Source organism: Vibrio phycocola (assembly GCF_054404255.1).
Map to the genome: position 1 here is coordinate 196790 of NZ_JBTAMQ010000005.1, position 25458 is coordinate 222247.

Sequence of the window (25458 nt, forward strand, 5' to 3'; positions counted from 1 at the left end):
TTCAAATGGATCGAAATTAAGCCAATAGTCATTGATAGTTTAGACAGTGATTTACTTGTAGCTTACTTGATAGTGATGGATGAATAGGAGTTATACCCACACTCAAAAATCAATCATTATTAAATTGGGGAGCACCTAAACAGGTATCTTCCCCATGTGTCAGTTTAGAATCTTTATAAAAATCAAGGAGGAATAATGAAAGATATTACACCAGATATCTGTGATAAGTTTGAATCTCAGGTAACGATGTTGGATGTACCTCTTCATAACTTCGGTCAAAAAAGTACTTTTTGGGGCGAGGTGGTGACGGTGCGTTGCTATCATGATACCTCCGTAGTGCGAGAGGTATTAAGCCAAAATGGTAAGGGAAAAGTTCTTGTCGTAGATGGAAACGGATCTTGTCAAAAAGCTCTATTTGGCGTTCAGATGGCAATAATGGCAATTGAAAACGAATGGGAAGGCATCGTTATTTATGGTGCCGTTCGAGATGCCGCTCAGCTAAGTGAAATGTATTTGGGCATAAAAGCACTGGCGACTTGCCCATTTAAAACTCATCGACATGATTCTGGGCAGGCCAATGTGCGACTTTGTATTGCGAAGCAGCAAATTTTACCTGGAGATTATTTGTACTCTGATTGGAATGCTATTTTAATCGCAGAATCTAAATTGGATATTGATCTGTAGACCAGAGCACACTCTAAACTTGTTCAAATAGAACCTTACTCATGCAGCGGCTTTAGGCCGCTGTATTACTTGAGTCTTACCACTTACACTGAATATTTCAAATTGATGTCACTCTTATTGTTACACTCAATCTTTATTTTATCCGTTTATCTACTATTTCTGCCAAATTAACATTAAAACGGCTATTTTCATTGACCTTGGTTAGTAACTAAGGTTACCGTAAGGGCATTCATAAGTTTGAGAGACGTTTTTAATGCTATCTAGCCGCCAAGTAGTAATGACAACCATTATTATTACGACAGACATTATCGCTGTTGGGGCAGGCTGCTGAGCGAAGAACTTCAAAAAAAAGGCCTGCATCCAACAAGATGCGGGCCTTTTTTTTAACTATTTTTAACTGGAGGAACGAATGCGAGTACTAAAGTTCGGTGGTTCGTCATTATCTGACGCAGACCGTTTTTTGAGAGCAGCCCAGATTGTTGCTAATAATGCCAAACAAGAAGAGGTTGCCGTCGTTCTTTCGGCTCCTGGTAAGACGACCAACAAATTGGTCGCGATTATTGAAGCTGCGTTGAAAAATGGGGCTGCTGATATTCAATTAGCAGAACTAGAGCAATCGTTTGAATCACTATTTGAGTCGATAAAAAAAGAAGTATCAGATATTGATGGGACGGCTTATTTTGCTCAAGTGAATCAATCGCTAGAGCAACTGCGTCAGTTTGTAAATGGTATTGGTTTGCTTGGAATGTGCCCAAACAACGTGAATGCACGAATCATCAGCAAAGGTGAGCGCATTTCAATTCAGTTGATGAAAGCGGTATTGGCAACAAAAGGGCTAGATTCTAACCTGATAGACCCGACTAAATACCTTGTGGCTCATGGTGATCACCTTGAGGCTATGGTTGATGTTGATGCGTCAACACTTAACTTCGAACAAAATCCACTGCCTAAAAATCATATTCATATCATGCCAGGCTTTACAGCTGGAAATGAAAAAGGTGAGTTGGTGTGTTTAGGGCGTAATGGTTCTGACTATTCAGCAGCAGTATTGGCAGCATGTTTACGAGCTGATTGTTGTGAGATTTGGACGGATGTCGATGGCGTCTATAATTGTGACCCTCGTTTGGTTCGTGATGCTCGTTTACTGAAATCACTAAGCTACCAAGAGGCAATGGAACTGTCGTATTTCGGAGCGTCAGTTCTTCACCCTAAAACAATTGCTCCTATCGCTCGTTTTCACATTCCATGTCTGATCAAAAATAGTTTTAATCCTCAAGGTGCTGGAACACTTATTGGCCAAGATACTGGTGAAGATAATCTTCCAATCAAAGGGATTACGACCCTAAACGATCTCACTATGGTGAACGTTTCTGGACCAGGTATGAAAGGCATGGTTGGCATGGCGAGTCGTGTTTTTGGAGCGATGTCGACAGCTGGAGTTTCTATTGTCCTTATTACTCAGTCGTCTTCTGAATACTCAATTAGCTTCTGTATAGAAGCCGATGACAAATTAAAAGCCTCGAAGGCACTGAGTGATTCATTTGAGTTAGAGCTTAAAGATGGCTTACTTGAGCCTGTCGACTTTATCGATAATGTCGCTATTGTTACTTTGGTCGGTGATGGAATGAGAACCTCACGAGGTATCGCTTCTCAGTTCTTCTCTTCACTAACTGAAGCTCATATTAATATTGTGGCGATTGCTCAAGGTTCATCAGAGCGAGCTATTTCTGCGGTGATTCCTGAAGATAAAGTGTCTGAGTCAATTAAAGCGTGCCATGAAAATCTCTTTAACTCTAATCATTACCTTGATCTCTTCGTCGTCGGTGTTGGTGGTGTTGGTGGTGAACTTGTTGAGCAAATTCGTCGTCAGCAACCCAAGTTAAATGAAAAAGGCATTGTGATCCGGGTATGTGGATTAGCCAATAGCCGTGGGTTACTCATGGACCCTGAAGGTCTTGATCTGGATAGCTGGAGTGATCGTATTAAAGATGCGACAGAATCATTTAGCTTAGGGAGCTTAGCGGCACTGGTTCAACGCAACCATATCATTAACCCAGTATTAGTTGATTGTACTTCTAGTGAAGATATTGCGAATCAATACGCTGATTTTCTTGCGGCAGGCTTCCATGTCGTCACACCGAATAAGAAAGCGAATACTGCAAGTATGGAGTATTACCAACAGTTGCGTAAAGTTGCTCGTGCTTCTCGACGTAAGCTGATGTATGAAACAACCGTTGGCGCGGGTTTACCGGTTATCGAAAACTTACAAAATCTCATTTCAGCGGGTGATGAACTTGAGAAGTTTAATGGTATTTTGTCTGGTTCACTTTCATTTATCTTCGGTAAGTTAGATGAAGGGCTAAGCCTAAGTGAAGCGACATTAGTTGCGAAAGAAAAAGGCTTTACTGAACCTGATCCTCGTGATGACCTTTCGGGTATGGATGTTGCGCGTAAGCTACTGATCCTTGCTCGTGAAGCTGGAATGAAGCTGGAACTGGATGATGTGGAAGTTGACCTTGCACTGCCACCAGGTTTTGATATTTCTGGCTCGGTTGATGACTTTATCGCACGGTTGCCTCAGGCAGATGACTACTTCAAACAACTCGTCGATCAAGCTGCTGCAAACAATCAAGTATTACGTTATGTCGGTGAAATATCGGAAGGGAAGTGCCGAGTGCGGATTGCACAGGTTGATGAAAATGACCCTATGTACAAAATTAAAGATGGTGAAAATGCCCTCGCGTTTTATAGTCGTTACTACCAGCCTATTCCATTAGTACTGCGTGGATATGGTGCTGGTACTGAGGTAACAGCGGCAGGTGTATTCGCAGATGTGATGCGTACTCTAGGCTGGAAATTAGGAGTCTAAAATGAGTTCTAGTGATAAAGGCGTTGTTGTATACGCTCCAGCTTCGATTGGTAATGTTAGTGTTGGGTTTGATGTGTTGGGTGCAGCCGTCTCTCCTATAGATGGAACATTATTGGGAGATCGCGTTGAAGTTAAGGCGAGCTCCGAGCAATTTAGCCTAAATCTCGTTGGCCGTTTTGTAAAAAAACTGCCTCAAGATCCAAAAGAGAATATCGTTTACGATTGTTGGGTTGTATTTTCTCGTGAGCTAGATAAGAAGAATGTCACGCTCAAGCCATTGCAAATGACGCTTGAAAAGAATATGCCAATAGGCTCCGGATTGGGCTCTAGTGCTTGTTCAATTGTTGCTGCATTAGATGCCTTGAACCAATTTCATGATAACCCACTTAGCGAAATGGAATTACTCGCATTGATGGGGGAGATGGAAGGGAAAATTTCTGGTGGTATTCACTATGATAATGTTGCGCCATGCTATTTAGGTGGCTTGCAATTAATGTTGGAAGAGTTGGGTATTATCAGCCAAGAAGTGCCTTGTTTCGATGAATGGTATTGGGTGATGGCATATCCAGGAATTAACGTTTCAACTGCCGAAGCACGTTCTATTTTGCCAGCACAGTATCGTCGTCAGGACGTGATTGCCCATGGACGAAACCTTGCTGGGTTTATTCATGCGTGTCACTCAAACCAACCACAACTTGCTGCAACAATGATCAATGACGTGATCGCGGAGCCATATCGTGAGAAACTTCTGCCAGGATTTGCCAATGCTCGTCAATACGCGGATTCAGCTGGCGCACTTGCGACAGGAATTTCAGGGAGTGGTCCGACGCTCTTTAGTGTATGCAAAGACAAAGATGTTGCTCAGCGTGTTGCACGCTGGCTAGAACAGAACTACGTACAAAATGAAGATGGATTCGTTCATATTTGTCGCTTAGATAAACAAGGTTCGAAATTGACAGGAAGTGAGCTATGAAGCTTTACAATATTAAAGAAAATGATGAACAAGTCTCCTTTGGCCAAGCCGTTCGCCAAGGGTTAGGTCGTAACCAAGGACTATTTTTCCCATCAGAACTACCGAAGTTTGATGATATTGATGCACTACTTGCAGAAGATTTCGTCAGCCGCAGTGGCAAGATACTTTCGGCTCTAATTGGTGATGAATTATCGGCTGAAAAAGTAAATGAGCTGGTTGAAAGCGCTTTTCAATTCCCAGCTCCGATTAATAAGGTAAAAGAGGGTGTTTACGCTCTAGAGCTATTCCATGGTCCAACGCTAGCATTTAAAGATTTTGGTGGCCGATTTATGGCGCAGTCTTTAATGGCGGTTTCCGAAAGTAACAACAAAATTACCATTCTTACCGCAACCTCCGGTGATACTGGGGCTGCTGTTGCTCATGCATTTTACGGTATGGAAGATATCAACGTTGTTATCTTATATCCCAAAGGCAAAATCAGCTCCTTACAAGAGAAGCTGTTTTGCACATTAGGCAAAAACATCCACACCGTGGCAATCAATAGTGATTTTGATGCTTGTCAGGCATTGGTGAAAAAAGCATTTGATGATCAACAACTTCGTTCAGATGTGGGATTAAATTCAGCCAACTCGATTAACATCAGCCGCTTGATGGCCCAGATTTGTTACTACTTTGAAGCGGCATCTCAAATGACGAAACAAGAGCGTGAAAACTTAGTCATTTCAGTACCAAGCGGCAATTTTGGTAACCTTACTGCTGGCTTATTAGCGAAAGCACTTGGTTTACCAATTAAACGCTTTATTGCAGCAACGAATGCCAATGATACCGTTCCTCGTTACTTGGAAACTGGTCAATGGGATCCTAAGCCGACAGTCGCAACGACATCAAATGCGATGGATGTCAGTCAACCAAACAACTGGCCACGTATTGAAGAGCTTTGTCGTATTAAGGGTTGGGGTCTAGACACCTTAGGAAAAGGCTCTGTAACTGATGAACAAAGTGCGGCTTCTGTAAAAGAGCTTAATGAGCTTGGCTACTTATGTGAACCTCATGGTGCAATAGCTTATCGAGTGTTAGGTGAGCAACTTCAACAAGGCGAAACCGGTCTGTTTTTATGTACGGCTCATCCAGCGAAGTTTAAAGATGTGGTCGATGATATTCTGGCGACCGATATTCCGTTACCAGCGACTCTTGCGAAACATGCTGAGATGGAATTGTTATCGCAGGATCTTGATCCTGACTTTGATGCATTGAAAGCAATACTACGCAGTGTTCAATAATTGATATTGATTCACTTGTAACGAGAAATGAGCATTTAAACAAATGCTCTTTTTATTTGATTGGATAATCCAGATCAAATTAATAAAAATAAAACGGCGCCTACAAAGGCGCCGTTTATCAATTTTTGTAAACTGAATGGATTATAGAGATTCAGTAAAAGTACGTGCGATAACGTCTTTTTGTTGTTCTGTCGTTAGAGAGTTAAAACGTACAGCATAACCAGAAACACGAATCGTTAGCTGAGGATATTTCTCTGGGTTAGCCACTGCATCTTCAAGAGTTTCACGTTTTAATACGTTAACATTGAGGTGTTGTCCACCTTCGATACGTGGTGCTGTTTCAACGTTTAGTTCACGGCTTTCAAATTGGCCAAGTTCAGTTGTTGAGATAACTTGATCAGCTTCGTAGCCAGCGCTAGCAACAACACAGCGAGCTTCATTTTTCTCGCCATCGAGTAACCAGATTGAGTTGATTAGATTATCGTTAGCGGCTTGTGTGATTTGGATACCTTGAATCATTACTATCTCCTTGCCCATATTGGGTGAAATGGTGTTAATTTTCATTTTTTGTTGAGTTACCTATTATATAGCCAATAACCACAAAGATAATATTGATTTAAATCAACAAATCAGCAAACTAGTGATCTTTTTCTCGGTCAGTTAATTGATTTCAATCAACTAAATGTTGTAAAAACATCAAGCTCTACAAAATTTTAATCTATAAAAAATAGTTTATTACCGTTTTTGTAGTAATTTAACTACATTTTTATGTTAATTAGTGATACCTAAACCAATAATTAATAGCTTATAGAACAACTTGAAAGAATCGAGAGATCAAATGAAAGCGACATTACGGAGTCATAGTACAAAATATATTGGGGCACATATTTCTGCTGCTGGCGGAGTAGAGAATGCACCAATAAGAGCAAAGGAAATTGGCGCAAATGCATTTGCCCTATTTACTAAGAACCAAAGACAATGGAATGCGAAAGCGCTAACAGAAAATTCTATTAATGAGTTTAAGCGCAATTGCAATCAGCTTGGCTTTCAACCTGATCATATTTTACCTCACGACTCGTATTTGATTAACCTTGGATCGCCTGACGAGGAAAAGTTGTTAAAGTCTCGATCTGCATTTGTTGATGAATTTGAACGTTGTCGAGCGTTAGGCTTATCTTTGCTCAATTTCCATCCAGGAAGTCACTTAAATCAAATATCAGAACAAATGTGTATTGAGAAGATCGCTGAATCGATCAACCTAGCTCATAAAGCTGTTCCGGATGTTATTGCTGTGATTGAGAATACAGCAGGACAAGGTAGCAACTTGGGGTACACATTTGAGCAATTAGCGGCAATCATTCGCCTCGTTGACAATAAAGATCGAGTCGGAGTGTGCCTTGATACTTGCCACCTCTTTGCCGCAGGTTACGATCTAAGGACATCTACTGCATGTGATGCTACATTTGCCGAGTTTGATCAAGTTGTCGGAATGCACTACCTCAAAGCGATGCACATTAATGACTCAAAAGTTGAACTAGGTTCTCGTGTTGATCGTCATCACTCGCTAGGCCTAGGCTTTATTGGCTGGGAAGCCTTTGAGTACATAGCCAAAGACCCAAGGTTTGACCATATTCCTTTAATCCTAGAGACAATTAACCCAGATCTTTGGTCGGATGAAATTGAGAAGTTGCAAACAATTCACTTGGATCATAAAAAAGATCACAAAAGTGTAAACTTGGCATAATTTTCGTATAGAGGTTTTTGTAGCCATAAGAACTGTGAGGACTCTACGATGATAAATTTATGCACTGCTTCTAGCCCAGCCCCAACGCCTGTACGTCTGCCAACTCCGAATCGTCATGTGACGGGGCCTGGCCATTACCGTCCAGCTCCAACTAAGCCACATTAATCTCTTTTTGATCTTCTTCTGCTGAGTTATGTCGTTTTTAGGTAGAATAGTCACAAATGGTACAATTTTGGGTGTTCTATGATAAAGCCACTAACTTGGCAAGATGTGATTTCTCTTGAAGAAGAGAAGGATTATTTCAAACAAATTATAACGTTTGTTCAGAGTGAACGTGACGCTGGAAAAACTATTTTTCCAGAAGAAAGTGATGTCTTTAATGCATTTCGAGTCACAGAGCTTTGTGATGTCAAAGTGGTTATTCTTGGGCAAGATCCCTATCATGGGCCGAATCAATCACACGGCTTATGTTTTTCAGTTCAACCCGGTGTAAAAATACCTCCATCACTAAGAAATATATACAAAGAGCTGACCAATGACATCGATGGGTTTGAAACTCCTAATCATGGCTTTTTACAAAACTGGGCCGAGCAAGGTGTATTACTGTTAAATACCGTTTTAACAGTAGAGCAGGGGAAAGCTCATTCTCACGCCAAAATAGGCTGGGAAACCTTTACCGACCAAGTTATTGATGTGATTAACCGCCAACGTGAAGAGGTTATCTTTTTACTGTGGGGGGCACATGCTCAGCGAAAAGGATCGATAATAGACCGTGATAAACATAAAGTATTAACCGCGCCTCACCCTTCTCCTCTATCTGCTCATAAAGGTTTTCTCGGATGTGGTCATTTCTCCCAAGCAAATCAATATTTAACTTCCTTAGGGCTAGCTCCGATTGACTGGCAACCGAAAGAAATACAATAACGTTGTCGGAAAAATGCAGTTGGGCTGCTTAAATAATATGGTACTGGTTTCGCAAAATTAGCCATTTGTACGACAAATTTCTCTTTTTTAAGATCAGAATCAAAACAATGCTTGTATGAGATTTATACAATAATTTCTCAAACTTGCATTGGAGGTGCATGATGATAATAGAAAGGATTAGGCGAGAACATGGTTATATGAGTCGATTATTAGCGATTTTGAGACGTAAGCTCGTGCTTCTTAAAGATGAAGAAAGTGTTAATTACTCTCTAGTTAAAGAAATTGTTGATTATCTTTCTAGCCACTCTGAGGTGGTACACCACCCAAAAGAAGATCTTATTTATCATTACTATGTTGAAAAATATGGCAAACAAGCAGATGTAACCGATCTAGAAGAAGACCATAAAGCTCTGTCTGCGAAAACGCATGAGTTTCTGGACTTGATCGAGATGGTTTTGCAAGATGCAGTCGTACCGCAAGATATCCTCATTACTCAACTTTCTGAGTTTATCAAATCTCAAAAAACACACTTAGATATGGAAGAGAAAGAGATTATTCCATTACTCCTTGAGACGTTTACTGATGATGATTGGGTTCATGTTGAATCTCAATGGGATCATAATGATGATGACCCGGTATTCGGGGAATCGATATCAGTACGATACAAACAATTGGCAAACCGAGTACGCCAAGAGCAGTAGTTGTATGTTAAAAAAACAAAGGCTCTATAAAAGAGCCTTTGTTTTTCTGATCAGAAATCGAAATCGTCTAATTCCAAACAACCATCCATTTCCATTAATTCTTGTTTTAGACGCTGCCTGTCTCGTATTTCTTCAATTTCGCGCCATTTTCTTTTAGTCGGTTTTGAGCGAGTGCCTCGGGCTTTGGTAATATTTTTACTTAGTATTTCTTCAAACAATGAATCATCCATAATTTGCCTCTCTAATTATCGTTACCAACGCTATTATTTAAGATCTAAATATCACATCTCAACTTAGATTAACCATGATATGTTTCTCATTTATTTCTATTCGATGACAGGTTTTTGATGAGTTCGTCTACCACTTATCATATTTAGAAATTATTTACACAATATCAAAGTATTTTCTTGTCCAGTTTTGATGAATAAACTCCATAAGAAATAAAAAATATAACTCTCGTTTGACCATGGATATTTTTAATTTAGCAAAATTGATACCAACGTGATTCTTTTACGATTTCTGTAGATAACTAATTGATTTTATTTGATAGTGCTTTAGCGGATAAATTTACTAAGGTTATTATCTTGTCTGAATTGGTACAAATTGGTGCATTTTGAACGATATCAGTTCATAGTGAAATGGAAATTTTTTCTGATTTTTTCGATTTAATGAGAGCATTGGAAATACTAGATAATCGATAAGTAGGCTAAAGTTTAGTGCAACAGAGAATTCGGCGAGTTTTAAAGGATTAATAAGTGACAGATTTAGTCAATTTAATGAATGACTTATTATGGGGTTCAATTTTAGTATACCTGCTTGTTGGAGTGGGTATCTATTTCACATTTCGTCTCGACTTTATTCAATTTCGTCATTTCAAACATATGTTTCAAGTGCTTAAAAACAGTCGATATTCTGATAAACCAGGGATTACATCATTTCAAGCGCTCTGTATGAGTTTAGCTGCCCGAGTTGGCACCGGGAATATGGCTGGCGTTGCTGTAGCACTTACGGTCGGTGGGCCTGGTGCTATATTTTGGATGTGGGTTACCGCAATGGTAGGTATGGCGACGTCCTTTGCGGAAAGCACATTGGCACAATTGTATAAAACTTGCGATCAGAGTGGGAATTATCGAGGTGGGCCTGCCTACTATATGGAAAAAGGGCTAGGCATGCGCTGGATGGGGATGCTTTTCTCTGTGTTTTTAATGATCGCATTTGGATTGGTCTTTAATGCTGTACAAGCAAACTCAATTACTAATGCCCTAAATAATGCTTTTGGATTTCAACCTATTTATGTAGGGATGTCCATTGTGTTGCTTTCTGCGCTAGTTATATTTGGGGGGATTCGTTCTATCGCCCGCACCACTGAAATTGTGGTTCCATTTATGGCGTTAATGTACCTTATTATCTCATTTTATGTATTGATAACGAATTTAGACAAAGTATCGGATGTCTTAGCTTTAGTGATTAAAAGTGCCTTCGGCCTGCAAGAAGCTGCTGCTGGTGGGCTTGGGTATATGATTGCTCAATCGTTGATCAATGGCATTAAACGGGGTCTATTTTCGAATGAAGCCGGTATGGGCTCCGCTCCAAATGCAGCAGCAACTGCGACACCTTACCCTCACCATCCTGCATCTCAAGGTTATATTCAAATGCTTGGGGTGTTTATTGATACCATTGTGATTTGTACTGCAACGGTCGCGATTATTCTGATGTCTGGTGAGTATGTACCGCATGGGGAAATTACGGGAGTAGAGTTAACTCAACGAGCACTGAACTCTCAAGTGGGGGATTGGGGAGGGGATTATATTGCGTGCGCTATTTTCTTTTTTGCCTTTACTTCGATCATCGCTAACTATTCTTATGCCGAAACAAATATGGTGTTTTTGAAACAAAAGAGTAAAACAGGTTTATTGGTCTTTCGTTTGGTATTTCTGGCTATGGTTATGTTCGGGTCGTTAGCTACTTTACCCACAGTATGGGCCATGGCCGATGTATCAATGGGCTTGATGGCAATTGTCAATTTGATCGCGATATTACTCTTATCAGGAATCGTCGTTAAACTGGCTAAAGATTATAATCAGCAGTTGAGTATCGGTAAGGTTCCTAGGTTTGATATCCGAGATTATCCAGAACTAAAGTCCCAGCTTGAAAAAGGAATTTGGGATACAAAAAGGGATGATTAATTCATTCTATTGATTTGATTGGTAAAGCCGTGCAGACAGGGTACGGCTTTTTTTGTATTCTAGAAAGATAGTATAAGAAATATAGGATTGTCAGCATGTTAATTTTGGTTTCACCTGCGAAAACTCTCGATTATGAATCGCCTTTAACGACACAAGAGTATACTCAACCTGAGCTTATTGGAGAATCTCAGTTATTGATAGAGGAGTGCCGTAAGTTAACGCCTGCTGATATATCATCATTGATGTCAGTGAGTGATAAAATTGCTGGGTTAAATGTGGCTCGTTTCGAGCAATGGAGCCCAGAGTTTAACCTCGATAATTCCCGACAAGCGATATTGGCATTCAAAGGCGATGTTTACACTGGATTAGATGCCGCGACTTTATCAGAAGATTCGCTAGATTATGCTCAATTACACCTCAGAATGCTTTCTGGATTATATGGCATACTGAGACCTCGAGATTTAATGCAACCCTATCGCCTTGAAATGGGAACAAAGCTCGCCAATTTACGTGGGACGAACTTGTACCAATTCTGGGGAGATATTATTACGGATAAGTTAAATTCAGCACTCAATGAACAAGGCGATGATATTGTTGTTAATTTAGCATCAAATGAATATTTCAAAGCGGTTAAGAAAAAAAACGTTGCCGGTTCTATAGTTACTCCGATTTTCAAAGATGAAAAAAATGGCCAGTTTAAGGTCATTAGCTTTTACGCAAAAAAAGCGCGTGGATTGATGGCGCGATACATTATTGAAAATAAGATCGATTCAATAGAAGGACTGAAAGCATTCGATAGTGCTGGGTATTTTTTCGTTGAAGCTGAATCAAGTGCGACGGATTTAGTGTTTAAACGTCGGGAGCAATAATCCTCATTTTGTGGGAGTAAAATACAATGATAAAACTATTGAAAGCTTGGTTGAAAAAGTATGATACTTGGTGTCACTCAATGGGTTTAACCCCTGAGCAGAAGCGTTGTTGTGTTGCGTATCGTACTGAGAACTCTGATAATTCGTCGGACAATGTCAGGTAAGTTAGTTTTATTTGATACTCATTGCCATTTTGACTTTGCGCCATTTAACCAAGATTATGAGTATCATCTACAACAGTGTTTAAGCTCTGGTGTCGAATCTATTTTAATCCCAGCAATAGGAGTGAGTAACTGGCAGTCTGTCGGCTCACTCGTGAATCAATTCCCCGAACAATTGTATTTCTCGTTAGGCTTCCATCCCTATTTCCTCGAGCAGAGGCCTAGCGAGGCAGATTGGCAACAATTGGAGCAGCTTTTACAGCATCGAGACCCTCATTGTGTTGCCATTGGCGAGTGTGGTTTAGATTGGCTCATAGAGATCGATAGAGAGATTCAATTAGAGATCTTTCAACGACAAGTTGATTTAGCGATTCAATATCAGTTACCCATAATCTTACACTCTCGAAAAAGCCACACTGATATTATTCGTCTTTTAAAGCGTTCTAATTTTTTTCACGGTGGGATTATTCATGGGTTTTCGGGCAGTTTACAACAAGCCAAAGAATGGGTCGCACTAGGCTTCAAAATAGGTGTTGGTGGCGTAATTACCTATCCTAGAGCAAAGAAAACGCGCGCGGCGATACAAGGGTTACCCATTGAAACTTTAGTGCTTGAAACCGATGCTCCAGATATGCCAATTAATGGGTATCAAGGAGAAGCAAATCACCCTAAGCGCTTGCCGTTAATATTAAGAGAGTTAGCGGATTTGAAAGATATGTGCGAAGTAGAGCTTGCCGAAATACTTATGAAGAATAGTTTTCAGGCGTTGAGGTTGATAAGACGTTAGGGAAGTCAGTAAAAGAGAATGAAATCAAAAAAGCAGCTCAGTCTACTTACTGAGCCGCTTTGCATTTAAGCTATATATTCATGAATGGCCGTTACGTTAATTATTCACGCTCTTTGGTGTAAGGCACACCAATTGCTTTCGGCGCTGTTGCTTTACCAATAAAGCCTGCAAGCAAGAATACCGTAAGAATATAAGGGATCGCTTCAATCGCTTGTACTGGAATTGGGAAGTCTCCAATGGTCGCACCTTGAAGACGAATAGCGAGTGCATCTAAGAAACCAAATAACAAACAAGCCGCCATAGCAGTAAATGGACGCCACTTACCAAAAATCAGAGCAGCAAGTGCCATATAGCCTTTACCAGCACTCATATTTGGAATGAATTGAGCCGTTTGCCCTACGGATAGGTAAACCCCTCCCAGCCCTACGAGTATTCCACAAATTATCATCGCTTTATAACGCATCCAAGCAACGGAAATACCAGCGGTATCAACTGAAGATGGTGATTCACCCACAGCACGTAAACGCAAACCGAAGCGAGTCTTGAACAGTAGATACCAAGACAAAGGTACGATGAGCACCGTGAGGTATTCGATAAATGAGTGACCACTAATGAGCTCTGAATATAACAGACCAATTATAGGTGTGTCCGCAAGTGCATCTGCGCCAGGTAGCGTGATTGGTGCAAAGCGGCCATCACCAGATAGTGCAGGGGTTTGCCCGCCTTGATGGAACCAATAGCGTCCAAGCGTGATTGTCAGACCAAAGGCTAAAATATTGATTGCCATGCCGCTCACAACTTGATCGCCTCTGTGGGTAATTGAGGCAAAACCATGTAAAAGAGCTAGTAGGACAGATACTGCAACACCAGCAAACATACCTAGCCAAGCTGACTGAGTTACATGAGCGGTTGCAGCTCCAGCAAATGCTGCCGCGAGTAATTTCCCTTCGAGTGCAATATTTACGACACCTGAGCGTTCACTATACATCCCAGCTAATGAAGCTAAAATAAGCGGGGTTGCAACACGAATTGTTGCATCTAGCATTAATATGATTGTCTCGAACATAATTATGCTTCTCCCTGCACTGGTGATTTAGCAAAAAGCTTGAGATAGGTGCGCTCTAATGTTGGTTTAAACATTTGCTCCAATGCACCAGAGAATAGAATAACCAAACCTTGCAATACAACGACGATATTTCTATCGACACCATATTCAAAGCTTAGCTCAGCGCCTCCTTGATATAAGAAACCAAAGAGCAGACTCGCCAAAATAACCCCAATAGGGTGATTTCGTCCCATTAGGGCTACTGCGATACCTGTAAAACCAAACCCTTCAACAAAGTTGAGCTTAATTTGATGCACTTCACCTTGAAGAACATTAAGACCAAAGAACCCTGCTAGCATGCCTGAAATGAGCATAGTTAGTACGATGATCTTAATAGAACTAATTCCGGCATATGAAGCCGCAGAGGCATTGGAACCTATTGAGCGAATTTCATAGCCCCAGCGGGTATGCCAGATAAAAAACCACATAAACAATGCACATAGAAGAGCAAAAATAAAGCTAAGATTGAGTGGGCTTGCCGCTAATGTAATCCCTACAAGATCAAAAACTTCATGCAATTTTGGTAGCCAACTGCTTGCCGCAAAGACACGGCTTTCGGTAGCCATGGAGCTCTCTGGCTTCAAAACATCAACTAAGAGGTAAGCCATTAAGGAAGCAGCAATAAAGTTAAACATAATAGTAGTGATAACAATATGCGATCCACGCTTTGCTTGAAGGTAAGCAGGTATGAATGCCCAAGCTGCACCAAAAACACCACCCGCAATTACAGCAACAGGAAAAACGAAATACCAAGGGGCAACTTCGCCTAAGGTTAAGCACACCAGTCCTACACCTAAGCCACCAATATAGGCTTGTCCTTCGACACCGATGTTAAACAAACCTGCATGATAAGCTACTGCGACCGCTAAACCGGTAAAGATAAACCCAGTAGTATAGTAAAGTGTATAGCCGATGCCTTCGGAGTAACCGAACGCACCAGTCCACATGACTTTTATGGCATCTATAGGGCTGATATCAATGTAGATAAAAAGTAAAGCTGAAACTAAAAATGCAAACAAAACGTTGATTGCAGGTAGAAGCGCGACGGTTACCCAAGCGGGTACTTTAGCTTGGCTCATGATTTCTCTCCTTGTTGCGCTTTAAGATGGTCGGGAACAATGTTAGCCATCATTAATCCAAGGGTTTTTTCGTCGGCTTGGCTTGCATCGACTTCACCGACAATAGCACCATCGAAAACGACGATGATTCTATCGGCAAGAGAGAGAATCTCATCCAGTTCAACAGAGACCAGTAATACCGCTTTGCCTTGATCTCGGCTAGCGATAATTTGTTTGTGAATGTATTCAATCGCACCAATATCGACACCGCGAGTGGGTTGTCCAACGAGAAGTACATCTGGGCTTTCTTCCATTTCACGTGCAATGACCAGTTTTTGTTGGTTCCCACCTGAGAAGTTAGCGGTTTTAAGGTGAATGTCGTTTGGCCTAACATCCCATTTATCCATACTCTGTTGCGTGATTTGATCAATCGCAGCATTATCCTGAAGGAGGCCTTTATTATATTTCTCTAAATGGTGATAACCGAGAATATAAGCTTCTTTCGCTTCAAACTTATTAATAAGCCCTTGTTTGTGTCTATCTTCTGGAATATGACCGACACCCATAGCTCGAACTTGGCGAGGATCGCTTGGGTTATCTGCGTCAATTGTATGGCCATTCATTTCAATGGCGCCAGAGGTAGGGCTGAGCATTCCTGAGAGTAATCCTAGAATCTCAGATTGACCGTTTCCGGAAACGCCTGCGATACCGACGAGCTCTCCGGCTCTAACAGAAAAGCTGATATCTTTGACACGGGTAACGCCAGTGGGATCGACATATCTGAGTTTTTCTACATTCAACAGTGTGTTAGTCGGTGTTGCCGCTTCTTTATCTACTTTTAAGCGAACTTTCCGCCCGACCATTAATTCTGCGAGTTGTTCGCGGTCGGTATCTTTGGTTTTGACATGAGCGACCATTTCGCCTTGACGCATCACTGATACGTTATCGGTAATCGCTAAGACTTCACGCAATTTATGCGTGATGATCATTACCGTCGTGCCTTGGTTGCGAAGTTTATCAAGTATATTAAATAGATGATCTGCTTCTTGAGGAGTCAATACACCGGTTGGTTCATCAAGAATTAATATTTTTGCATCTCGGTAGAGCGCTTTGAGTATTTCCACTCGTTGCTGCAGTCCAACAGGCAGATCACCGACGAGTGAGTCGAGTGGAACGTCTAAGCCATAGTCATCTTTAATCTGTTGGAGCTTTGCTCTTGCAGCTTCGATACTTGTTTCGAGTTTCCACCCACTTTCCGCACCTAAGATTATGTTCTCTAGTACGGTAAAAGAGTCCACAAGCATAAAGTGTTGGTGCACCATACCAATTCCAGAGGCAATGGCATCTTGAGAATTCGCTGGTTGATATTGAGCATTCTTAACTTTCATCTGACCAGTATCAGGCGTATAAAAGCCATAGATAATGCTCATTAAAGTCGATTTACCGGCTCCGTTTTCACCAATGACACCGTGAATAGTGCCTGCGGGGACTTGTAAATCAATATTTCGATTGGCATGCACTGCGCCAAAGCGTTTATTGATGCCTTTAAGCTCAATAGCGTAATTTGGGGTAGATATCACGTTGGGCATTTCCTAACTAATAAGCACTTGTTTTCATGAATGTCGATTTAAATTCTGGTTCAAAATACGAAGAATACCGCTGTTGAACGACAGCGGTATTCTTGTTCACGCTAATACTTACTAGGAATTAGTAGGTACAAGTGTTGTCAGACATGTAGTCATGAACGCTAATTTTTCCGCTGATAATGTCTGCTTTTAATTGGTCCATATAGCCGACTAACTCTTCGTTTACTAAAGGCTTGTTATAGTCATCTAAAGCCCAACCAATTGCATTTTGCTCTAAACCTAGCGCTTGTAGACCTGGTTTCCAAGTACCTTCTAGTCCTTGAGTCCAGCTATCAACCGCAGCGACACCAACGCGCTTAACCATCGACGTTAGCATTGTGCCAGGTTGAATGTGGTTTTGGTTTGAGTCAACACCAATAGCATATTTACCAGCATCAGCTGCTGCTTGATAAACGCCAAGTCCAGTACCGCCAGCTGCTGCATAAATTACGTCAGCGCCTTTAGAAAATTGTGATTTTGCTAATTCAGAACCTTTAGCTGGGTCAGCAAATGCACTTGGTGTTGAACCTGTCATGTTTTGAAGAACAGTGATTTCTGAGTTGGCATATTTTGCCCCTTGCTGATAGCCACACTCAAATTTACGAATCAGTGGAATGTCCATGCCGCCAACAAAACCTACAGTTCCGCTTTTCGATACTTTTGCTGCTAGAGCACCAACAAGGAAAGACCCTTCATGCTCCTTAAATACAATAGATTGCACGTTTGGTTTATCTACGGTCGCATCAATAATCGTAAATTGAATATCAGGAAATTCAGTTGCCACTTTTTCTACTGATGAAGCCATATTAAAGCCAACAGCAACGATTGGAGAGTAACCACGACTCGCCAAACGACGTAAACCTTGTTCACGTTGTGCTTCGTTCTGTGGTTCAAATTCGAAAACCTTTTGGCCCTTCTCCTGCATGACTTTTACGCCATTTTGATAAACAGCTTCATTAAACGACTTATCAAATTTACCTGCGGTATCGTAAACAACGGCTGGTTTTGATTCGGCAAATACACTAAAAGAAGAAATCGCTAGCGCGATCGCTGAAAGTTTTATTAGGGAATTTTTCACAGTGAAATCCTTATGGTTGTGATAACGCTATTGTGATGCTCATGTTGCCAACGGTTGGCATGAAGCAAGGTTCATTAATAACCAGTTTATCGTGTTCAATAAAAAAAGAAATCGATTGGTTCACGCAAACCGTGTTTCTTTTTATAGTACGAAATACTATTTGTTCGTGTTTTGTGAATTATATCATCGAAACACAGTAACAATGCTCAATAAATGAGATCGATATCAATAAATAGTGTGAGATATTCATTGCTAATTTAAATAAACATGATGTTCATCACATTTATTGCTTGTGAATATTATTAGAAAACTGATTTAAACAAGAGGCAAAATGATTCGAAATGCTACGTGAAAACTTCAGTTCTAAGGCTAAAACTTCGAATGGTATTGGTTAAGATGACTCGTTATTCCGGTTTTGTTACTATCTGAGCCTGTCTAAGCAAAGAATTCTAGCTATGCAATCGAAACAAAAAGCTTATCTATCTGAAATGGAGATCGAACATTGGCAACTCTGTCGTCCAGAGCGAATGCAAGGGATGGTAATTGAGAGGGATGATCTTGATCCAACGATTAAGTTATTACTTGTTAGCCATCTTCCATTTACCTCTGATGAAGTCATTTTTCTAGAAAAAGTATTGGCTAGTTTTGGCGTTGGGTTGAAGGAAGTCATGACAGTCCAACCCCATCAATTATGTCGCTTGGGATCGCATCAACTCGAATGGATTTGGTTTATTGATTGTCCAGTTCAACTGATGGATTCTCTCAAATCACTTGCGTCAGCCAAATTAGATCAAGTAAGTGCTAACCCAAGTTTGAAGAAAGAATTATGGAATCAAATTGTTGCCTATAAAGAGCCTTAGAAAATGTCGATTAAAATTGTTCCCATGAACGAAGCTCATTTGCCCGATATATGGCAGATAGAGCGACAAGCACATACTCATCCTTGGAAGGAAAGCATGATCTTCGACCTTAATAGTCGGTGCGCAATTCATCATACATTGCTCTATCAAGGAAAGGTGGCAGGCTACTTTTATGCCCAAAACATTGTGGGCGAAGTAACATTGCTCAATGTCGCTATTGAACCCGAATATCAGAAGAAAGGCTTAGGGCGTCAACTTTTATCATTTCTAATTAGTTATACAGAAAAGCAAAGTGGTGAAAGTATTTGGTTGGAAGTGAGGGAGAGTAATAATGCTGCTCAAGCGCTATATCATTCATTGGGATTCAACGAAATCGATCGTCGAGTAGATTATTACCCAGCCTCAAATGGCAAAGAAGACGCTATCATTATGAATTATGTACTGGGGTTTGACTTTTCTTAATGTTAAAAGAGCAAGTGGCGATATTATTCATCATTATATAAGGCGGTTATTATGGATTATGAATTTATAAAAGATAATTTTTTGAATGAGTATCACGCAAAATTTAGCCTTGAACATCAAATCGTTGGCCGCTGGCTAGTGGAAGAAATTGGTCATGATCGCACAATGATTGAGCAGGTTTATCAACTTTTACAACAAGCATCCACCTTTCCAACAAAAGAGCACTTGTTAGTTGGAAATGAAATCAGCATGATCATTTTGCAAGATGAAGTTACTATCGAAGAAAATACTATAAACCAATGTATTGAAAGCGAATTAGAGTCTGACTTTTCGATTTATACGAGTGAAAGTAGCGCCCTTTGTGGTATTGATGACTTTACTTTGATGTTTAAACAATGGAATGACTTTATACAAAACTCCTAAAGTAACTTGCACAATCGTGGTGAGCTAAATCTTCTTTGCGTTATTATTGTGAATTTGTTGCACTATTGTGGTGCTTTGTTATCAAAAACTCCTCCTCTCCTTAGAACTATTTCAATAGATTCAGTTAGTTAAAAAGTTGGCACGTACCTTGGATTATGAACTGTGTAAACGGACTACAGTTTGTAGAAGAGGATGCCATGAAATTAATTAACGCAATTATTAAACCATTTAAATTAGATGATGTACGCGAAGCACTATCCGATGTCGGTATCGAAGGGATGACTGTTTCGGAAGTAAAAGGTTTCGGTCGTCAAAAAGGTCATACTGAACTTTATCGCGGAGCAGAATACCAAGTTGACTTCCTACCTAAAGTTAAACTTGAGATTGCTACTCAAGGAGAGAATGTTGATCGTGTTCTTGAAGCAATTATTAAAGCAGCACATACCGGAAAAATCGGTGATGGTAAAATTTTTGTATATGACTTAAGTCACGCAGTACGTATACGTACTGGTGAAACTGACCAAGAAGCACTTTAAATAGATTCTAAGGATTGGAGAATAAATTATGGAACTTTCAGTAACCGTAGCAGAGTTACGTTACGCGCTTGACACCTTCTTTTTCTTAATTTCCGGCGCACTGGTAATGTGGATGGCTGCAGGTTTTGCCATGTTAGAAGCGGGTTTAGTTCGTTCTAAAAACACAACGGAAATTTTGACTAAGAACTTCGTATTATATGCAATTGCTTGTACTATGTATCTTATTGTTGGTTACAACATTATGTATGTCGACAATGCCGAAGCAGGTTGGTTACCTTCAATTGGTGGACTTATTGGTTCACAAGCCGAAGGAGCAGATCACTCTCTAGAGTCTGACTTCTTCTTCCAAGTAGTATTCGTTGCAACTGCTATGTCAGTGGTTTCTGGTGCTGTGGCTGAACGTATGAAGCTGTGGGCTTTCCTTATTTTTGCTGTTGTTTTAACTGGCGTAATTTATCCAGTTGAAGGTTACTGGACTTGGGGCGGTGGCTTCCTTGCAGATGCTGGCTTTAGTGACTTTGCAGGTTCTGGTATCGTTCACATGGCTGGTGCTGCTGCAGCTCTTGCAGGTGTTTTACTACTAGGTGCTCGTAAAGGAAAATACGGTAAAAACGGCGAAATCTTCCCAATTCCTGGTTCAAACATGCCTCTAGCTACTTTGGGTACATTTATCCTATGGTTCGGTTGGTTTGGTTTTAACGGTGGTTCTCAGTTAATGATCTCTGACTTTGAGAATGCAACTGCTGTAGGTCAGATTTTCCTTAACACCAATGCTGCGGCTGCGGCTGGTGCGATTGCTGCTCTACTTGTTTGTAGAACAACTTGGGGTAAAGCGGATTTAACTATGGTTCTTAACGGTGCGTTAGCAGGTCTTGTTGCTATCACTGCGGACCCTCTATCTCCATCACCAATGTTTGCGGTTCTTATCGGTGCGATTGCTGGTGTAATTGTTGTATTCAGCATCATTGCTCTAGATAAAATCAAGATTGATGATCCAGTAGGTGCTATCTCTGTTCACGGTGTATGTGGTCTATTTGGTCTATTGGTTGTTCCAGTAAGCAATGGCGATGCAACATTTGGTGCTCAGATTCTAGGTGCTGTATGTATCTTTGCTTGGGTATTTATCGCTAGCTTGGTAGTTTGGAGCATTCTGAAAGCAACAATGGGTATCCGTGTTACTGACGAAGAAGAGCAAGAAGGTATGGACATTCACGATTGTGGTGTTGATGCTTACCCAGAGTTTGTATCGGTTAGATAATTAAACTCGTTAGTTACAAAATGTAATATTTAAAACCTGCCTTCGAGGCAGGTTTTTTGTTTTTACTATGGATTTATTATATCTTCCTCCATATAATCAAAACGAATGAAATTGAGAACTATTATCATTAGCAGTTCTAAATAAAATCGAATAGAAGGAGATATAGTATGAAGGAACGTAATATGAAAAGGTGTTTTCTAGGTCTATCGCTGGTTGTAGCATCTTTACCAACACTGAGCTTTGCTGCTGAAGAGGTTAACGTCTATTCATATCGTCAGCCTTTTTTGGTAGAGCCTATGTTTAAAGAGTTTACAGCTGAAACTGGCATCAAAGTTAATGTCATGTTTGCGAGCAAAGGGATTGCTGAAAAACTAAAGAATGAAGGTGAATACAGCCCTGCAGATGTGATTTTAACATCCGAGTTTAGCCGTCTATTTGAACTGTCAGAAAAAGGATTAGTTCAACCTGTTGATAATGATGTTATTAATGCTAATATTCCAGAAAAATTTCGTGACGTTGAGAATGAATGGTTTGCTTTAACTCAACGTACTCGTAGTGTTTATTCATCACGTGAACGAATAGGCGCACTGCCTGAATCATTTGACTACTTGGATTTAGCAAAACCTGAATTCAAAGGGAAAATTTGTACCCGAAGTGGTAAACACCCTTATAATGTGGCCCTTGTAGCTTCAATGATCGCTCACTACGGTGAAGCAGAAACATTAACTTGGCTTGAAGGTGTTAAAGGTAATTTAGCTCGTAAACCGCAAGGTAACGATCGTGGCCAAGTTAAAGCGATTAAAGAAGGGCTATGTGATTATTCCTTGGGAAACAGTTATTATATGGGTAAAATGCTCAATGACCCAGAGCAAGTATCATGGGCAGAGTCTGTTTATATCAACTTTCCGGGACAACAAGCGAACGGGACACATGTAAATGTCAGCGGAATGGCGATGGCGAAATACTCACCAAACCAAGATAACGCAATGAAGCTAATGACGTTTTTAACTGGAGATGTAGCACAAAAAATGTACGCTGAAGTGAACTATGAGTATCCAGTGAAGTCTGGTGTTCCAACGTCAGAATTAGTCGCATCATGGGGTGAGTTTACTGCGGATACACTACCGTTAGATGAAATTGCTGACCACCATTCGGCAGCGGTAACGTTATTGGATCAGGTGAAGTTTGATCTATAGCGAGCCTCGATGAAGGAAACATTTGTTAAGTGGCATTTAAGCAGCTTTCTGTTCGCAGGGCTGCTTATTCTTCCTATTGTTTCTATCTTTTATACCTCGATAGGGGAGAGCAATGAGCTTTTTTCTCATCTCTTGTCGACGGTATTGCCTACGTACATTACAAATACCATTGTGGTCACATTTAATGTCATTGTGATTTCTCTATTGCTTGGTGTTCCCACTGCATGGTTTGTTGCCATGTGTGACTTCCCGAGTAAAGCTGTCTTACAATGGGTCCTTGTGCTTCCATTAGCGATGCCGGGTTATGTTATCGGTTATATTTACACTGATTGGCTCGATTTTGCCGGCCCTATTCAAACGATGCTCAGAGCTTGGTTTGACCTTCAACCTGGTCAATATTGGTTTCCAGATATCCGTACTGTTTTCGGTGCCAGCATTGTTCTTTCCTTAGTGTTATACCCCTACGTTTACTTAATGTGTCGAGCAGCATTTATGGAACAGAGTGTGTCGCTGTTGCAGTCGGCTCGGTTGTTAAAGTGTTCACCTTGGCAAAGTTTCTATCGCGTATCATTACCTCTAGTTCGACCTGCATTAGCGGTGGGGGTGGCATTAGTGGCAATGGAAACGATTGGTGAGTTTGGGACCATGAGTTATTTTGCGGTTAATACACTGACTACGGCCATTTATGATACTTGGCTGGGCTATTCTAACATTCATGCTGCGGCGAAAATTTCAGCGATGATGTTGATGATTGTGCTGCTGCTTTTGAGCCTTGAACGCTATAGCCGAAGGCGAACTAAACTATTTCAAAATCAATTTTCTAGCCATGATGACTTTGTGTATAAATTAACGGGATGGCAGCGCTATGGAGTATTACTTTGGTGCTGGTCTCTTGTCGTTGTGGCGTTTTTACTCCCAATATTGCAGCTTGCGTATTACGGTGTGGTGTATTTTAGCCAAAGTTGGAGTGGGTCGTTTGGAGTATTGGCGTGGAACAGCTTCTATGTATCGATATTTGCGGCGATATTAGCGACACTAATTGCTCTTCTGATTAATTTTAATCATAGATTGAAGTCGAGCCGTTTAAATACCGCATATCTTCGCTTTGCATCAATGGGTTATGCAGTGCCCGGAACGGTATTGGCGATTGGTGTTATGGTTCCTGTTCTATTTCTTGATCATTCGATAAACGATATTGCGAAATGGTTTGATTGGCAGCGCCCCGGATTGCTTTTTTCTGGTTCTGTTTTTGCGATGATTTTTGCGTTGGTGGTTCGCTTTAGTGCGATTGCAATTGGTAGTATTGAAAGCGGTTTGAATAAGATTTCCCCTTCTCTCGATATGGCTGCTCGTACCATGGGAAGCAAGCCTGACGCCATGCTACGGCGCATTCATTTTCCATTAGTTCGTCGTGGAATTTTGGTGGCTTTATTGCTGGTATTTATCGAATCAATGAAAGAGTTAAATGCAGCGTTGTTGCTTCGACCGTTTAATTTTGAAACACTTGCCACTCATGTGTATAACTATGCATCTACCGAACAATTAGAACTTGCTGCCTTACCGGCAATTCTATTGGTACTTGTGGGGTTGGTGCCATTAGTTATGATTAACCGATCATTGGAGAACTCCCACTAATGTCGATAGCTTTATCCATTGAAGAACTCACAGTGGAATACGATAAAACACGGGTGCTCGAATCACTTTCATTTGACGTGAAATCAGGAGAAATCATTTGTCTTCTTGGTGCGAGTGGTTGTGGGAAAACGACATTGCTAAAAGCGATTGCGGGCTTAATTCCGCTTTCTGATGGTTGCCTAAAACTGAATAATAAAGTGATTGATGATGGCGAGCAGTGGTTAGTGCCTGAACAACGCAACATTGGGATGATCTTTCAAGATTATGCCTTGTTCCCACATTTAACAGTGGAAAAAAACATCGCATTCGGGCTGAGTCATTTAAGTCAGAAACAGCAGCGTGAACGCGTTATTGAAATGTTGGAATTAGTTCATCTACAAGGCTTAGAAAACCGCTATCCTCATCAATTATCTGGCGGGCAGCAACAGCGTGTCGCGATTGCGAGAGCTCTGGCGTACAGCCCAGACCTTTTATTGCTCGATGAGCCATTTTCCAATATCGACACTCAAGTTCGTCATGAGTTAATCAGTGAAATTAGGCAGTTGTTTAAGCAACAAGGAATTACCGCTATTTTTGTGACTCATTCGCGTGAAGAGGCGTTTGCATTTGCCGACAAAATGGCAGTAATGAATCAAGGAGTGATTGAGCAATATGGCAGTGCTTCCGAGCTTTACTATTCACCTTCAAGTCGGTTTGTTGCTGATTTCCTAGGAGGGGGCAGTTACTTAAAAGCGACTTGTGTAGCAAAACATCAGTATGACTCAGGATTGGGGCTGATTAAGGGCGGGGCTCCTGAAACAGAAGTGAACATCGGTGAATCCTGCCACCTGTTGTTTCGTCCTCAACACATTCAATTAATCCCAACTCAAGCAAGCCACATTCATGTTCTAGAATTGCAGTTTTTAGGCGATCATTGTCGTTATATTATTGACGTTAAAGGTGAACGGCTAGTCGCTACATCATCATTACCACTTGTCGTTGGTCAATCTGTGAATGTTGAAGTTGATGCTGAGAGTGTATTGGTGTTTGCACAATAAAAAAGCT

At 40.9% G+C, this 25458-nt stretch carries 25 protein-coding genes; 19 read left to right on the forward strand and 6 right to left on the reverse strand.

The annotated features are described in order from the left end of the window. Positions 1 to 195 precede the first annotated feature (195 nt). The 4 genes from ACXJY6_RS09560 (at position 196) to thrC (ending at position 5806) form a co-directional block, all read left to right on the forward strand. Positions 196 to 684, forward strand: coding sequence for a putative 4-hydroxy-4-methyl-2-oxoglutarate aldolase (locus ACXJY6_RS09560; RefSeq protein WP_456050604.1), 489 nt, complete (start codon positions 196 to 198; stop codon positions 682 to 684). A 409-nt stretch (positions 685 to 1093) separates the two neighbouring features. Then, on the forward strand, positions 1094 to 3553 hold the full coding sequence (thrA, locus tag ACXJY6_RS09565; RefSeq protein WP_456050605.1) for a bifunctional aspartate kinase/homoserine dehydrogenase I: 2460 nt from the start codon (positions 1094 to 1096) through the stop codon (positions 3551 to 3553). Between the two features lies 1 nt (position 3554). Next, positions 3555 to 4526 carry a homoserine kinase gene (gene thrB, locus ACXJY6_RS09570; RefSeq protein ID WP_456050606.1) on the forward strand — a complete coding sequence of 324 codons (972 nt, stop codon included), beginning with the start codon at positions 3555 to 3557 and terminating at the stop codon, positions 4524 to 4526. Further along, positions 4523 to 5806 carry a threonine synthase gene (gene thrC, locus ACXJY6_RS09575; RefSeq protein ID WP_456050607.1) on the forward strand — a complete coding sequence of 428 codons (1284 nt, stop codon included), beginning with the start codon at positions 4523 to 4525 and terminating at the stop codon, positions 5804 to 5806. The genes thrB and thrC overlap by 4 nt, the downstream gene beginning before the upstream one ends. Positions 5807 to 5947: 141 nt before the next feature. Here thrC and grcA read toward each other — a convergent pair whose 3' ends face one another. Next, positions 5948 to 6325, reverse strand: a complete 378-nt coding sequence (gene grcA, locus ACXJY6_RS09580) for an autonomous glycyl radical cofactor GrcA (RefSeq protein WP_456050608.1) — start codon at positions 6323 to 6325, stop codon at positions 5948 to 5950. 319 nt (positions 6326 to 6644) lie between these two features. Between grcA and nfo the strand changes: the two genes are divergently transcribed. The 3 genes from nfo to ACXJY6_RS09595 all read left to right on the forward strand — a co-directional run bounded on the left by nfo (position 6645) and on the right by ACXJY6_RS09595 (position 9175). Next, a complete protein-coding gene (nfo, locus tag ACXJY6_RS09585) occupies positions 6645 to 7550 on the forward strand; it encodes a deoxyribonuclease IV (protein WP_458768183.1) in 906 nt (301 codons plus the stop codon). Positions 7551 to 7793: 243 nt separating this feature from the next. Then, positions 7794 to 8474, forward strand: a complete 681-nt coding sequence (ung, locus tag ACXJY6_RS09590) for a uracil-DNA glycosylase (protein WP_458768184.1) — start codon at positions 7794 to 7796, stop codon at positions 8472 to 8474. A gap of 161 nt (positions 8475 to 8635) precedes the next feature. Continuing rightward, positions 8636 to 9175, forward strand: coding sequence for a hemerythrin domain-containing protein (locus ACXJY6_RS09595; RefSeq protein ID WP_456050687.1), 540 nt, complete (start codon positions 8636 to 8638; stop codon positions 9173 to 9175). A gap of 50 nt (positions 9176 to 9225) precedes the next feature. Here ACXJY6_RS09595 and ACXJY6_RS09600 read toward each other — a convergent pair whose 3' ends face one another. Next, on the reverse strand, positions 9226 to 9405 hold the full coding sequence (locus tag ACXJY6_RS09600) for a DUF3545 family protein (RefSeq protein WP_456050611.1): 180 nt from the start codon (positions 9403 to 9405) through the stop codon (positions 9226 to 9228). A gap of 525 nt (positions 9406 to 9930) precedes the next feature. Between ACXJY6_RS09600 and ACXJY6_RS09605 the strand changes: the two genes are divergently transcribed. The 4 genes from ACXJY6_RS09605 (at position 9931) to ACXJY6_RS09620 (ending at position 13178) form a co-directional block, all read left to right on the forward strand. Continuing rightward, the gene (locus ACXJY6_RS09605) at positions 9931 to 11361 is read left to right on the forward strand and encodes an alanine/glycine:cation symporter family protein (RefSeq protein WP_456050612.1); all 1431 of its coding nucleotides are present in this window, start codon (positions 9931 to 9933) and stop codon (positions 11359 to 11361) included. Between the two features lie 95 nt (positions 11362 to 11456). After that, entirely contained in the window at positions 11457 to 12230 is a 774-nt protein-coding gene (gene yaaA / locus ACXJY6_RS09610) for a peroxide stress protein YaaA (RefSeq protein ID WP_456050613.1), read from the forward strand. A gap of 26 nt (positions 12231 to 12256) precedes the next feature. Beyond that, positions 12257 to 12394 (forward strand): DUF5363 family protein, encoded by a 138-nt coding sequence (locus ACXJY6_RS09615; RefSeq protein ID WP_458768185.1) that lies wholly within the window; start codon positions 12257 to 12259, stop codon positions 12392 to 12394. Next, positions 12384 to 13178 carry a TatD family hydrolase gene (locus tag ACXJY6_RS09620; RefSeq protein ID WP_458768186.1) on the forward strand — a complete coding sequence of 265 codons (795 nt, stop codon included), beginning with the start codon at positions 12384 to 12386 and terminating at the stop codon, positions 13176 to 13178. The genes ACXJY6_RS09615 and ACXJY6_RS09620 overlap by 11 nt, the downstream gene beginning before the upstream one ends. A gap of 100 nt (positions 13179 to 13278) precedes the next feature. Here the strand turns inward: ACXJY6_RS09620 and ACXJY6_RS09625 are convergent, their stop codons facing one another. From ACXJY6_RS09625 to ACXJY6_RS09640, 4 genes are all read right to left on the reverse strand, one after another. Beyond that, positions 13279 to 14244, reverse strand: a complete 966-nt coding sequence (locus ACXJY6_RS09625; RefSeq protein ID WP_456050616.1) for an ABC transporter permease — start codon at positions 14242 to 14244, stop codon at positions 13279 to 13281. A 2-nt stretch (positions 14245 to 14246) separates the two neighbouring features. Beyond that, positions 14247 to 15362 (reverse strand): ABC transporter permease, encoded by a 1116-nt coding sequence (locus ACXJY6_RS09630; protein ID WP_458768187.1) that lies wholly within the window; start codon positions 15360 to 15362, stop codon positions 14247 to 14249. After that, positions 15359 to 16921 carry an ABC transporter ATP-binding protein gene (locus ACXJY6_RS09635; protein ID WP_458768188.1) on the reverse strand — a complete coding sequence of 521 codons (1563 nt, stop codon included), beginning with the start codon at positions 16919 to 16921 and terminating at the stop codon, positions 15359 to 15361. Before ACXJY6_RS09635 ends, ACXJY6_RS09630 begins: the two co-directional genes overlap by 4 nt. 127 nt (positions 16922 to 17048) lie before the next feature. Further along, entirely contained in the window at positions 17049 to 18044 is a 996-nt protein-coding gene (locus ACXJY6_RS09640; protein ID WP_456050619.1) for a BMP family lipoprotein, read from the reverse strand. Positions 18045 to 18499: 455 nt separating this feature from the next. Between ACXJY6_RS09640 and ACXJY6_RS09645 the strand changes: the two genes are divergently transcribed. The 8 genes from ACXJY6_RS09645 to ACXJY6_RS09680 all read left to right on the forward strand — a co-directional run bounded on the left by ACXJY6_RS09645 (position 18500) and on the right by ACXJY6_RS09680 (position 25451). After that, positions 18500 to 18904: a DNA polymerase III subunit psi gene (locus ACXJY6_RS09645; RefSeq protein WP_458768189.1), complete on the forward strand. Its 405-nt coding sequence runs from the start codon at positions 18500 to 18502 to the stop codon at positions 18902 to 18904. A 3-nt stretch (positions 18905 to 18907) separates the two neighbouring features. Then, positions 18908 to 19366, forward strand: coding sequence for a ribosomal protein S18-alanine N-acetyltransferase (gene rimI / locus ACXJY6_RS09650; RefSeq protein WP_458768190.1), 459 nt, complete (start codon positions 18908 to 18910; stop codon positions 19364 to 19366). Between the two features lie 51 nt (positions 19367 to 19417). Then, positions 19418 to 19789, forward strand: coding sequence for a YacL family protein (locus tag ACXJY6_RS09655; RefSeq protein WP_456050622.1), 372 nt, complete (start codon positions 19418 to 19420; stop codon positions 19787 to 19789). A gap of 197 nt (positions 19790 to 19986) precedes the next feature. After that, positions 19987 to 20325: a P-II family nitrogen regulator gene (gene glnK / locus ACXJY6_RS09660; protein WP_456050623.1), complete on the forward strand. Its 339-nt coding sequence runs from the start codon at positions 19987 to 19989 to the stop codon at positions 20323 to 20325. Between the two features lie 28 nt (positions 20326 to 20353). After that, positions 20354 to 21583, forward strand: a complete 1230-nt coding sequence (locus tag ACXJY6_RS09665; protein ID WP_458768191.1) for an ammonium transporter AmtB — start codon at positions 20354 to 20356, stop codon at positions 21581 to 21583. 182 nt (positions 21584 to 21765) lie between these two features. Further along, positions 21766 to 22779, forward strand: coding sequence for a Fe(3+) ABC transporter substrate-binding protein (locus tag ACXJY6_RS09670; RefSeq protein WP_456050688.1), 1014 nt, complete (start codon positions 21766 to 21768; stop codon positions 22777 to 22779). A gap of 9 nt (positions 22780 to 22788) precedes the next feature. After that, a complete protein-coding gene (locus tag ACXJY6_RS09675; RefSeq protein ID WP_458768192.1) occupies positions 22789 to 24414 on the forward strand; it encodes an ABC transporter permease in 1626 nt (541 codons plus the stop codon). Beyond that, complete coding sequence (locus ACXJY6_RS09680) at positions 24414 to 25451, forward strand: ABC transporter ATP-binding protein (protein ID WP_458768193.1); 1038 nt, start codon at positions 24414 to 24416, stop codon at positions 25449 to 25451. The genes ACXJY6_RS09675 and ACXJY6_RS09680 overlap by 1 nt, the downstream gene beginning before the upstream one ends. The last annotated feature ends 7 nt before the right edge of the window (positions 25452 to 25458 follow it).